The organism is Rubripirellula amarantea (genome assembly GCF_007859865.1).
GTDB lineage: Bacteria > Planctomycetota > Planctomycetia > Pirellulales > Pirellulaceae > Rubripirellula > Rubripirellula amarantea.
This window is the reverse complement of record NZ_SJPI01000001.1, coordinates 1,184,152-1,196,951: the sequence shown is the minus strand read 5'-3', so window position 1 is coordinate 1,196,951 and position 12,800 is coordinate 1,184,152. Positions and strand designations below refer to the sequence as shown.

General features: G+C 54.6%; 7 protein-coding genes. 4 read left to right on the top strand and 3 right to left on the bottom strand.

The window, feature by feature from the left end; genetic code table 11:
• Window positions 1-37 precede the first annotated feature (37 nt).
• Genes Pla22_RS04290 through Pla22_RS04280 form a run of 3 tightly spaced genes read right to left on the bottom strand, consistent with a single transcriptional unit; the run spans window position 38 to window position 4,558 of the window.
• Window positions 38-1,123 (bottom strand): hypothetical protein, encoded by a 1,086-nt coding sequence (locus Pla22_RS04290; protein ID WP_242631785.1) that lies wholly within the window; start codon window positions 1,121-1,123, stop codon window positions 38-40.
• Window positions 1,101-3,176 carry a hypothetical protein gene (locus Pla22_RS04285; protein ID WP_146513514.1) on the bottom strand — a complete coding sequence of 692 codons (2,076 nt, stop codon included), beginning with the start codon at window positions 3,174-3,176 and terminating at the stop codon, window positions 1,101-1,103. Before Pla22_RS04285 ends, Pla22_RS04290 begins: the two co-directional genes overlap by 23 nt.
• Window positions 3,173-4,558 (bottom strand): MotA/TolQ/ExbB proton channel family protein, encoded by a 1,386-nt coding sequence (locus tag Pla22_RS04280; protein ID WP_146513513.1) that lies wholly within the window; start codon window positions 4,556-4,558, stop codon window positions 3,173-3,175. Before Pla22_RS04280 ends, Pla22_RS04285 begins: the two co-directional genes overlap by 4 nt.
• A 296-nt stretch (window positions 4,559-4,854) precedes the next feature.
• Between Pla22_RS04280 and Pla22_RS04275 the strand changes: the two genes are divergently transcribed.
• The 4 genes from Pla22_RS04275 (at window position 4,855) to ccsA (ending at window position 12,779) form a co-directional block, all read left to right on the top strand.
• Window positions 4,855-5,331, top strand: coding sequence for a hypothetical protein (locus Pla22_RS04275; RefSeq protein WP_146513512.1), 477 nt, complete (start codon window positions 4,855-4,857; stop codon window positions 5,329-5,331).
• Window positions 5,332-5,527: 196 nt separating this feature from the next.
• On the top strand, window positions 5,528-7,378 hold the full coding sequence (locus Pla22_RS04270) for a helix-turn-helix domain-containing protein (RefSeq protein ID WP_146513511.1): 1,851 nt from the start codon (window positions 5,528-5,530) through the stop codon (window positions 7,376-7,378).
• 352 nt (window positions 7,379-7,730) lie between these two features.
• Window positions 7,731-9,071, top strand: coding sequence for a hypothetical protein (locus Pla22_RS04265; RefSeq protein ID WP_146513510.1), 1,341 nt, complete (start codon window positions 7,731-7,733; stop codon window positions 9,069-9,071).
• A 27-nt stretch (window positions 9,072-9,098) separates the two neighbouring features.
• Complete coding sequence (gene ccsA / locus Pla22_RS04260) at window positions 9,099-12,779, top strand: cytochrome c biogenesis protein (protein ID WP_146513509.1); 3,681 nt, start codon at window positions 9,099-9,101, stop codon at window positions 12,777-12,779.
• Window positions 12,780-12,800 lie beyond the last annotated feature (21 nt).

The window sequence follows — 12,800 nt, the reverse complement described above, 5'->3', positions numbered from 1 at the left end:
GATACAGCGGCGTCTTGTACCTGCTTTACCAAGTCGGCTACTGCGCGTCGGATCGTGATCCGTTGGCGCTGCCGGTGATCTTTGCGTTCTGGGGCAAAGGCCGAGCAGCGGTGGCGAAGCCGCGAGTGTAAAGCACTTCCTTGAGTCGCCGAAAAGATGCGAAGCTGTCGGGATAAACCCAGACTGTGATGGTGGTTGTATTGGGATCACGACCGGCAAGCTCAATGTCGAGTTCGCTCTTTCCCGCGAACACTTTCTCAATTTCTTGTCCATAAGGTTCGCTCATTGGTTCGAGCATGAGTCCTACCAATTGGACTCGCGTTGCCATCTGAGCCGTGCCTCCTCGCGAAATCAGTCCCTGGCTTTTGTCCATTGCGTACCGTGCGACATATCCGCGGACGGGGCCAACGGCTCCGTCAATTTCGCCGTTTCGAGATCCGTTCATGGCGCGTTGAAGGTCGTCTTTGATTTCTTCAAGCAAACGTTCTAGGGGAACGACTGACAAACGGTTGTCTTTAAGACGCAAGTGAATTTCTTCACCAAAGACGGTCTTGGCCATGGGAGTCGGCAAATGTGCAACGGCGACCACGGGCGCGGGTTCGCCTTCGATTCGCTCTCGCTCACCCCGAATCTGCGCTAGTTGCTGCTCGGTAATTTCTAGTTCGGTTTGCAGCTTGGCGGCTGCTAGTTTGTCCTGGTCAAGGTCACGTTGTTTGGCTTGCCAGGCGGCTTGGGCTTCGGAAAGCAAGTCCATCAACATGCCTCGCTGTTCCATTCGCGCCTCGAGTTCTGCATCGTACTGAGTGACCAATCGTTCGAGTCGATTGGAATCCGCTTGCGCCGCGGCGGCTCGCATGGTCACGCCCGCCAACACTTCTAGCTGTTGGTCAGTGGCAAATTCTTCGTTGGTGAGATTCACCACGGTTGCGTCTTCGTCCTCAGTGACTTGCTCGATAACGGCGGTTGACTGAGCGCCGAGGACGACGACAAGAATGATTAGAATGCCAACGAGGTTTGCGACGATGTCCAAGAAGGCATCGTGTCCGAGTTCAATCGCTGATCTTTTTTTTCGACCCTTGGCCATGTTCTTGCCGCTCGGCTTAAGGTTTGAGGTTAGCGTCACTTAGCTTGGCAACGACATCCACACCGCTGTCTTGCATCAGACGTTGCAACTGCGTGAAACGGGTTTCGCCGCCGGGCAGGACTTCGACTTCAAGTTGCGGTTGCCATCTTCCCCCGGGCAACGCCACGCCCCAACGATCAACACGATCGCGAACTGCGGTCGCCATTTCTAGAATGGCTCGGCGCGGATCATTGTTGAACACGCCGAAGACTTCCGTTGGTTCGCCCCGGTTGGTTCCTAGTAGGACGAAGCGATCTTCGTGCGACTGGGCTTTCATTGTTCGCACAATCGAACTGCCATTCATGCCAGCGACATTCCGCGGCAGGGCCCATTCTTTCTGACCTGGTTGAGCCAGTTGCGATGCTGGCGTTTGGCTGTACGAACTTTGCGGCGGCGGTTGCCTATCGGCCTTCGCGTTTTGCTGACCAGCCATTTGTCCCTTCATTTGTGGCGATCCAGAGCCACTCCCTTGCGAGTTCACCGGCTGGTTTGGCATCGACTTAGCCGACCCCTGGGCTTCACTTCCGCCGGCGTGTGACGCCGAAGAGGAACCTTCCTGATCCTCCAATTGCCCATCGGGAAGTTCATGGAAAGTGCCGTCTTGTGATTTGAAATCCGAAGCGGCAAGCGAAGGACCACGAAGCGAAGAATCAGGCATGGTATAGCCCGCGTTATTGAAATCGTCCTTCGACGTTGTTTGCCTATCTTCAGTCGAAGCATCGTCGTCACCGTGGCCACCTAAAGCGCCAGTCATCGGCTGATCGCCAAGACCACCAAGGCTTTCGTCCAGGCTACTACCGCGACCGCGAAGTTCAGCGGCTGCGTCACGCATGTCGTTGGCCCACTTTTGTTCTTGAGCAGGATCAATGCCACTGGATGCCCCAGAGACTTCCGCACTGTATCCCGATCCCATAGCGTTGGACGTCGTTGAGGAGGGGCTTGAGTAGCGGTTTTGCTGAGTTGCGTAGGCGCGGGCAGCGTTGGTGGCATCATTGCCGCCGGCAAATCCATAACGTGCATCATCTCGCGTCACTTCGCGATAACCACCGGTGCGACCTTGGCGATCAAGCGAGGCAGCCGAAAGGACGGGCAATCGACTCGACTGGCGAACATTATTGCTGCGAGCGATTGAAGCTAGTTGAACCTGTTTTTCAATTGACTGCGTCACAGCCTGCTGCATGCTTTGCCGAAGGTTGGGATCTGGACTCGGCATAGCGAGTTGAACGTCGGCAGGGACCAGTTCGTAACCAAATTGATCGTCGTAATCCTTCATCGCACCACGAGCGGCCGCGTAGGTTTCGATTCCATCGGGACGGACAACCAGCAAAGGGTAGGGCGGTGCGGCATCGCCATAGACTTGCATGGCGTGATTGCGAACCACGCGAAGCGCGGCTTCAACAGGATTGGCTCCGGGCTGACTACGTTCGAGTTGATCGACGCTAATCTGAATTTGTTCGGGCCACACGACCATGCCCTGTTCTGTGCATTCCAAATAGATAGGTCGGCGATCGGTTCCGTTGGGTCCTTTGTGAGGCACAATCACGACACGCGGCTTCTGGGTTCCCGATTCGGCCTTCAACTTTTCAAGTAGCTCTGACTCATCAGCCAGTTCACGTTGGAGGCTTTCGAGGCGATTCTCGCTCAGCTTGACATCATCGGACGATAACGCTCGTTCGACTTCGCTGCTGAGCCGAGCTAGTTGCTCGCGAAGCTTCTGCATGTGAGCTTCCACGTGAGCAATTCGGTCACGTCGTTCTTCAATATCCGCGGTTTGTTGCTTGCGAAACGATACCAGTTTCTCAACACGAAACTGTTCTTCCTCAACCATGGAATCCACGACCTGGGCGCGAAGACCAGCGTGCTGTGCTGCAGCCTCGTCATCGGCGACGTTGCTGGTTGCTTTCGCTTTCTGCGTCGCCTCGGCAACCGCGTGTTCACTTGCGTTCTGGGCGACCAACGCCAGCAGCAAAATCAACGTTCCGAGCGTGCAAATGAGCACCGCTAGAAACGGGAACAGGGATGGCGAGAGAGTCGCGCGACGTCCCCCGCTCATGCTGCCCGCCTAAGTGAAGGTTGATTCGTGTTCGTCGAAGACACGCTTTCCACGTTTAGCTTGGAATGCGAAGTGCCATGAGTGGAAACTTCTTGCTTGGCCATATGTCGGGTTAAGACATCCACGGCTCGAGCGAGTGTGCGAACCGCATCTGCCATCGACTGGTCCGTTTCCGAACGAAGTTGGAACCTGTGGTCTTGGTTTTGTTCGATTGCCGCAGTAGTGCGCGCGAGCATTTGCAGGTTCTTATCGAGCGACTGTTCAATCATGGCCAGTGAGTCGAAACGATCCTGTGACTTCGATAGCACTTCGGAATGTTGGACGAGTGCAGGGACGAGACTGACTTTGAACGCTTCGACAATCTTGTCATTGTTGTGATCATGAACCGACTGCCATTGGTTTTGCGCCGACTCGATGGTGTTCTTCCAGAGTTCCGCTTGGTTTTCAAGCGACTCTGCAACCGCAGCCTGAACGCCTCGACAAAGGTCCGCGATCAATGCGGTTTGATTGTCGGATGCTTCATCGCTGGGCAGATTCGCCGAAACCAGTCTGCCGATCCGAGCGTCGATGGTATCGAGCATCTGCTGCTCGGCTCGCTCGACGGGGAACTGAATGAAGATCGCGACGACCGATAACACCAAACCAACCGCTGTCGTATCAAAGGCGACGTACAAACCACTCTTAAGATTGTCTACCGCGGCCGAACCGTTCGTGAAATCGAGACCGCCCAACGTTTGCGTGATCCCGATCACAGTTCCAAGGAATCCCAACATGGGAATGGCCCAAACAATGATCCGAACCATGCCAAGCGAATCATGAGCGGCGTCTGCATCGCGGCTTGATAGTTCTCGTAAGTCATCGGGGAGTTGTTTTGATGATCCACGTTGAGATTGTCGTGAGAGAACCTCGTCGAGTCGTCGAACCAACTGCGATTGGCGAGTGGCTTGGGAAAGTGATGAAAGACTAGCCTGCCATTGTTTAGCGACATGGCCAGCGTCGTTTTGGGCAAGCCATTGCTTCGCGGGACTTGATGCATCGCTCAGCGACGGCAGCAGATGATCGTCGGCGATGCGATTAAGAAAATTGTTTTGAACCATCACGGCCCAAGACTTGGCGATCAAAGTTCCCAAGGCAAAGCAGAATAGAATGGTCGCAGCAACCGCGACGGGGTGTCCCAAGAAGTACCGCCGAAGTGGCGCCACAAGAGATTCAGTAGCGCCGAACGAGGAAAACGCATAGATCGCGGCATAGACACCGCTAGCCATGACCAAGCCAATGCCGAACGCGAACGCGGGATTCCCCATTCGGTAACCCTGGGCAGATTGACTGTGCCCGGCCGAATCTTGCTGCTCGGCTGCCTGAATGACGTTTGCTTCGTTCATCACAATGATTTCATCGAGAGGGTGTTCTCGCCGGAATGTCGGCGTGATCAGACCGAAAGACGGTCCTCCTTTCCTCTATTTCGACCGTTACGTTCGCCAGACTTTATCCAATCCGCAAGGTTTGACATGGAGTTCGCGTGAGCCGAAAAACCGAGCGTTTTAGCGTCCCTCGTCGGCAACCGAGGTTGCTGATTTGCTTGTGATGTCCGCGGATTCATCTTGTTGGCTGGAATTGATCGCGGATAAGTTGCGGTCTACGTGTTTGATAGGTCTTCTTTTCAGTTAGGCAGCCAGCCATGAGTTTCCCGCCCCGTCGTTTCTTGCTTCGATCGTGGTTTCCGATCGTTGCCGTGGTCGCAATGTTGGCAAGTATCGGAATGGGTGACCAAGCGAACTGGGCGCAAGAACCCCCGGCGATCCCGAACACCAGTTCACCGGTCGCGTTTGGCCAACCGGTACAAAGTCAACCATCAGAACCCGAAAACTCCGCCTCAGCAGCCGCAATCGCTGCGACTCAACCCGCTCTTTCGGGTGGTTCTGGTCCAAAGGTAGGTGCTGCGGGTGACATGATCGGATTTTCCCATTCTGACGGCGGGGGAACTCAGACAATTACGCTGGTTGATACCAGCAAAGCGTGGATGGCCGTGTATCATATTGATAGGTCGGGGAAAATCCGGCTGGTCAGCAGTCGACCGATCGAGGCCGACTTTTCGCTGCAACTCAATGCCACTGCCCCGTTGCCGAACGAGATTCGCCAACTGGGTGGACGCTAGCTTTACCGCCTCCCAGACGCGTCACATTGGGGCGGTAGGGGTGAATGGGTTGTGGTGGCGCCGATGTTGCGTCGTGCTGAACAGTCTTCTTTCTTTGGCTGGGTCACCCAAAATACTCATTCATGAGCTTGGTCCGATCGAACGTCGTTTGACGTTGGTTGGTTGATCAAGCGACATACGCGGAGCCTCACCACGCATGGCAAACTACTTATCCCTTGAAGAAGCAGCAAAGAAGCTCGGTGTTCCCACAGAGAAGTTGGTGGAACTGCGTAGCCAAGGTCAGATCCGAGGTTTTCGTGATGGCGCGAGCTGGAAGTTTCCAGAGAACGAGATCGATCGTCTGCAAGATGAATTAGGTGACGCACTTTCAGGCGGCAGCGGAATCTTGGTTGAAGATGACGACCTGATGCTTAGCAGCAGCATTATCGGCGGCGATCACGCATTGTCCGATGATGGTAGCGATCTTGGGATTGGCAGCGAGTCAGGGTTGTTAGGTGTGAGCGGCAGCGATGTCAATTTGGTCGCTTCTGAAGGTGACGGAAGCGACGTTGCAATTGTTGCCAGTGATACTGACCTGTTGAAGGAAAGCAGCGGCGTTGATCTTCTTGAAATCGACTCGGCCGACTTGCAGCTTAACGATCCGGCTATCCTGCACGATTCAGCACAACTCGATCTCGCGATCGAACCTAACGCAGGTAGCACCGGCCCAGTTACCGATGCAGAACTCAAAGAAATATCAGAGTCGCATCCCGATGTTCTAGCGCCCGAGAGCGATATCAGTTTGGATTCGGTGGCTTCCAACGATTCGGGTATTCTATCGGACGTTGGCAGCCTCTCATCGAGCGATAGTGGCAGCTTGCTAGGAATCGGCGACGATGAAATCAAACTCAACACTGATAGCGATTTGAGCTTTTCGGGATCTGAGCCAGACGATGACAGCGGCGAAGAGCTAATTGGCGAGGACGACGATGATAGTGCCATGGATGTCATTGGCAGTGACATCGGTACCGTCAAATCGGCGGGCGCTAGCAGCTTAGAATTGATGAGCGATCTTGGACTGGATTCGGAAGACTCGGCGCCGGACGTCCTTGGCGGATCACGAGGCGCCGACGTTCTGAGTGAACTCGATTTGCTGAGTGCGGAACAGCAGGGCAGCGGATTGATCAGCGGTGACAGCGAAGACCTGCTCGGTTCGTCGGGCGTGTCCAACAGCTCTGGGTTGGGCAGCAGCATGGGAGTCGACATGCTTGGCGATTCGGCCTTGGGCGACATCGATGATGCGTTGGCCGACGATGACGATTTGGTCATTGCCGATGACGACGATGACTTGGTAATCAGCAGTGCGGGAAGCGATATCTCGGTTGCAGGTGACAGCGGCATCAACTTGATGAGCCCGTCGGACAGCGGCTTGTCGCTTGAAAGTGAACCTTTGGACTTAGCCGGCAGCAGTATCTCGGCATTGGATCTTGGTGCAGAACTTTCGGATGGCGGCAGCAGCGGCAGTGGTGTTGGCGGCGGAAGCGGTTCGATGGTTGACTTCCAAGCCGATGAAGAATTCCAATTGTCGCCTTCAGGAGTTGGGCTTGATGCGGACATCGAGAGCGGTTCCCAGGTCATCGAAGTGGAAGATTCCGCCGAGGCGATTGGTGAAGCGGTTGAGTTTGAAGATGTCGGTGCAGTCGAAGCAGATCCCTTTGGTGGAGACGTATTCGGGGACGCGCCCGGGCTCGACGCGGATAATGCGTTCGGCGATGCCGGAGACGGTTTTGGCGGATTCGGCGACGGCGACGAAGCCGTGGCCATCGAAGATGACGGCGAAGCGATTGCCTTGGACGGATCCTCGATGGCTTCTGCATCCGGTGCGGCCGTTTCAGCCTACGAGATCCCCTTCAGCATGCTTCAGTGCGTATCGTTGATGTTGGTCCTTTGCGTGATGGCTCTCGGTGGCATGCTGATGACTGATCTGGTTCGCAACATGTGGACTTATAGCGAAACGTCGGCACCAGTGAGTGCATTGACGGATTCACTGATCAGCCTGATCGAATAGTCTGCGTATTCCCGCAGTTTTTGCTTTTGGGACGTCCGTGTTGGGGTAGCGGCAAGGTTGCCATCCCGACCTCGTTTTTTCAGCGGCTGGTTATCTTGCCGCTTAGGTTTTCGCCAGATGTTTGCGGCCGAAGCGACTGGTTGACCCATGGTTGCCTTGGTTGTGGCTAGTGAAGCGTCAATCTGTCGCCCCGATTTAAGAATGTCGGGTACGAGTCGATCGCCTGGGGCGTTAGACTAAGAGAAACGGAAAAACATTGACGTCGCCTGCGTCAATGGATGGCTGAAGGATCGGCTCTCAACGGAGCCCTTGCCAATTCCCTCCTTTGCTGGCTCGCCCCCTCTAGGTCGATATGTCGACGCACCCTCGGAATACCTTTTGGTTCCTGCTAATTGTTAGCGGACTTGTCTTCGCAACCGGTTGTGAACGCACTGAACCAATCACTACTTACACGATTCCCACCCGCGCACCGGCGGAGTTGCGTGAAGCGAGTCAGCGGATGCTTGCCGGCATGGTGCCGCATGGATCCGATGTCTGGTTCTTTAAGGTAACTGGTCCGGAAGAAGCCATTGAATTGGTAGCCGAAGACTTTCGTAAGTTCATCGAGACGATTCAATGGGACGACGATGCTCCCGAATTGTCACAGTTGCCCGAGGGCTGGAAACTCAGCGGCGGTGAGTCTCAATTTCGGTACGCATCGATCAATGTGGAAACGCCAAGCAAGCAGCTCGACATCAGCGTTTCAAAGTTGGGCCGTCAAGCGGATTGGGATGCGTTCGTAGCGATGAACGTGAACCGTTGGCGAGGACAACTTGGATTGCCACCGAGCCAAGATAAATGGGCTTCGGCAGCGGCACTGGAAGTCGAAACAGCGGACGGCGATTCGGTTTGGCTTGATATCGTAGGTGATGCTTCGGCGAGTTCATCTTCGATGATGGGTTCAGCGATGGGTTCGTCGATGAACGCACCGTTTGCTGGCGGTGCGGCTAGCCGTTCTCAAATGCCGGCTTCAGTCCCACCGATGTTGGCCCAACCCGATGCTGCCGACGCACCAAGTGAGCCCGATCCCCGGGTGAAGTTTGAACGTCCCGAAGGCTGGCGAGATGGACGTATGAGTAGCATGCGAATGGCCGCGTTCAATGTGGGCCCAGAGGAATCACCTGCCGAAATCACAGTCATCCCCGCCGGAGGAGACTTGCGAGGGAACGTGGCAAGGTGGATTGGGCAGGTTCGAGGAAGTGTTGCCCCGGATGAAGTCGTAGATAAAGCGATTCAGTCGGCTCAACTGGTTACTGTTGATGGACGCGAAGGACAACGGTTCTTTCTAACAGCCGAAGACAGTTCCGGCGGTGAAGATGCGGTAGCGGACAGTGCCGATGCTGAAGGCGACAATGGCGCCGATGCTGAAGGCGAAGGCGAAGGCGATGCCGATGCTGAAGTCGAAGTCGAAGTCGAAGACGCTGATACCAATGCAGACACTGACACTGACACTGATGCCGACGCTGATGCTGAATCTGACATGGACACTGAAAGCGCCGGCGCCGATGCGGACGCCACCGCGATTGACGCGACGATCATTCCGCTCGAAGGCGGAATGAGTCTGTTTATCAAGATGACCGGGCCGCGATCGACTGTTGAAGAACAGTCCAGCAAGATCGCCGATTTCTTAGCTTCGTTGAAGTTCAACCTCTAAACCAACCTTTCATAGACGTTTCGTGCCATGGCAACGATCTCAAAAGATATTGATTCTGACATTCTCGATTATCCCGATGCGGGTTCGCGTCGCACGGATGTAGGTGTGTTTTGGGATGCTCTGCGTCTGCTCGGTTCGCTTAAGCTGACCGTCGTTTTGTTTGCTTGTTCGCTCGTCATCGTCTTGGTGGGAACGCTTGCCCAAGACGAGATGAACATGCTGGAGGTGAAGCAGCGATACTTCCTGTCGTGGATCGCTCCGATGCATGTGGATGACTTCTTCCCCAAATCGTTCTTTCCACACGAGGAACCGCTCTCATTGGTGATTCCGTTTCCCGGTGGGACGCTGATCGGATTGATGTTGATGTTGAACTTGGTGGCTGCCAAAGCGACCCGATTCAAGGTTCATTCGCGAGGCGGAAAGCTTATTAGTGGGATTGCCTTCATTGCATTGGGGATCGCAACGGCGGCTTTGATCGTGTGGGCGGGGAACAGTGCCGATGGGTTACAGGGCGAGCCAGGAATTGGCTATCAACCACTTTGGGCACTGACACTCGCGGGCACGGCGTTGCTCGGTATGAGCGGGTTCTACGGTGCCAGTAAGCTAACTCAGCCAACGCTTCGCAATGTCGCGTTTGTTGGTTCGGCGTCGTTGATCGCTTTTGTTGGCTACGCACTTCTGACCGACTTTCGAATCGGCGACCCGGGTCTACGTATCGTTTGGCAACTGGCCAAAGGTCTTGGTGCTGGGCTCGTGTTGATGGTTGGGTGCTTACTTGTGTTCGAAAAGCAAGGCGGGAATGTGCTGCTGCACTTGGGCGTTGGTCTCTTGATGCTTGGTCAGTTCGTGTTCGGCGACCGCCAACTCGAACAACGGCTCAATTTGGTCGAGGGGCAATCGACCAACACGCTGGTTAACCTCAACGAAATTGAGCTAACCTTCATTCAAACCGTCGGTGATGAAAAACGCGTCACCGCTGTGCCGGGTAGTCGATTGCAGTCAGCCAACTTGGCTGTGGGTAGCAAGCAGCCCGGCGATCAGGTTCCCGACACTTTGATCAGTGACCCTTCGCTTCCGGTCGATATCCGCGTCTTAGAGTACTACGACAACTCGACCTTTGCCGATGTGAACGACCAAAACTTGGCGACCGCGGGTAATGGATTAAAGGTAATGGCAACGGGCCGCGATAAGTTTGGCGGTGCCGATAGCAAATCGAACCTTGTTTCTGCTTACGTCGAGTTGCTCGATAAGGATTCCAAGTCTTCGCTGGGCGTTCACTTGGTCAGTCAGTTGTTGTCCGAGCAAGAGATGTTAATGCCGGACAAGCAGGTCAAGGACTTGTTTGACGAATTTGAAATTGACGGCGAAATGTACGAGATCGGATTGCGTTTCCACCGGGAAGTAAAGCCGTACTGGGTTCAACTTGAAGATGTGAAGCAGGTCACCTATAGCGGTACGAGCACTCCACGGGACTTTTCTTCCTACATTCGGATCATCAATGAAGATGAAGGCGACGATCTGAACGAACGCGTGTGGATGAACAATCCACTGCGTTATCGTGGCGAAACATTTTACCAGTCCAACTACAACACTCTTCCCAACGGAAAAGAGCAGACCGGGATTCAGGTGGTTCAAAACTCGGGGTGGTTGATTCCCTATGTGGCCTGCAGCATCACGGGGTTAGGGATGTTGGTGCACTTCTTAGGGACACTCACTCGGTTCGTTCGTCGGCGTGAACGCGAAACGAAAAAGGAACAAGCGGATCTAGCTGGGTTCGAAGTCCCCAAGCGATCCCGTATGCCCGTGGTCTTAACGGTGCTTGGTTTTTCCGCCCTCGCGACCTACATGTTAGTGCCGTGGTCGGCGGTGATGTCCGCTCGACGGCCCGAGACGCGTACGGAAAGTTTTGACTTCTATGCGGCAGGGAAAATTCCGGTTCAGTTTGGTGGGCGTGTGATGCCCCTGGATGCCTACGCTCGTCAAACACTCAAATCGATGAGCAATAAAGAATCGGTACCGCTGGATGAAGCGCCGCTGGGAATCAAGTCGCGTTCACAATCGAAGCGCAGTTTGTCAGCGATGCAGTGGTTGATGGAATCGGCGATCGATAAACCAGAACTACGCGAGTTGCGAATGTTCCGAATTGATGCCGAGGAAGTTCGCAGCGAACTAGATCTGAACCGACGAAAGAGCAAGTTGTATTCGCTCGATGAGATCATCTCGAAGTCGTCTCACATGGATCGAGTCGTCGCTGCCGCCCGTGAGAAAGAATCGGGAGACTTGTCGTTTAAGGAGAAAAAGGTCCTTGAACTCAATCGGCGATTGCAGCAGTTCTACGTAGCTTCGGCATCCTTTCAATTGCCGGTGCCTGACGATATTCCTTTAGAGAAGATCAAAGAAGTGATTCCTGATGCGGATGAACAAACGCGTCAAATGCTGATGATCCGCGAACTTGAACGCCGCATGGACTCGCTCGCTCGGATGGAAACTCCTGCCATTGTGGTGCCGACCGAAAAAGAGATCGCGTCATCGGTTGGCCAGCCCACGTGGAGTACATTCTCGCCGGCATTCTTCGGCCACTACAGTGAACTGGCCATGTCGGCGGACTTGGACGCCGAGCCGAATGGGCCAATCGGTGTTGAATCCTTTGGCGACATGATCAAGGCGTACGCTGGCAAGGATTACGCTGCATTCAATGAAGCGGTCGACCAACACTTGTCCGCGATAAAGGAGCGAGAGATCCCGGGATACAAGCCGGGACTAGTGTCACTTGAACGTTGGATGCAAAACAATTGGCCGACCGGTGTGGCAACGGTGATTTACCTGTGTGCTCTTGTGATGGGGTTGCTGTACCTGTTCTATGACAAACCGGCGCTTCGAGAAGCAGTGTGGGGAACGCTCGCGTTGGCGTTGATGATTCATACGGTTGCGATCTTGTGCCGGATCACGATCACGGGCCGAGCCCCAGTGATCAATCTGTATTCTTCCGCTGTGTTTATCGGTTGGGCTTCGGTGTTGTTCGGTATGGTGATCGAGCGGATCTTTAAGTACGGAATCGGTAATCTGTTATCGGCCGCTTCAGGTGTGATGACCCTGTTGGTCGCCTATGGCTTGAACAAAGGGGACACGATGCCCGTGCTGCAAGCGGTACTGGATACTCAGTTCTGGTTAGCAACGCACGTCATTAGCGTCACGCTGGGATACGTGGCGACGTTGGTAGCGGGTGCGTTCGGAATTGGTTATCTGATTTCGGGATGGATAGGAAAAGACGAAAAGTCGCTGCGTGATATCTATCGCTGTTGCTATGGTGCGGCTTGCTTTGGAATCTTATTCAGCTTTATCGGAACAGTCTTGGGCGGCTTGTGGGCTGATGATAGTTGGGGTCGATTTTGGGGATGGGACCCCAAAGAAAACGGCGCTCTGTTGATTGTGATTTGGAACGCGTTGCTCTTGCATGCTCGTTGGGACGGCATGGTCAAAGGCCGAGGGTTTGCCCGGCTAGCCATCGTCGGCAACATCGTTACCGCATGGTCCTGGTTCGGGACCAATGAACTTGGTATCGGTTTGCACAGCTACGGTTTCACTACGGGTGTGATGTGGTGGCTCAGCGTGTTTGTGGCTTCTCAGCTAATCGTGATCGTCATCGACATGCTTGTAGGCCTGTTTCAATCGTCACGCTCTACACCCATGGCTCCATCGCAAAGCTAAGCCCCTCGGCGTGATCGGCGA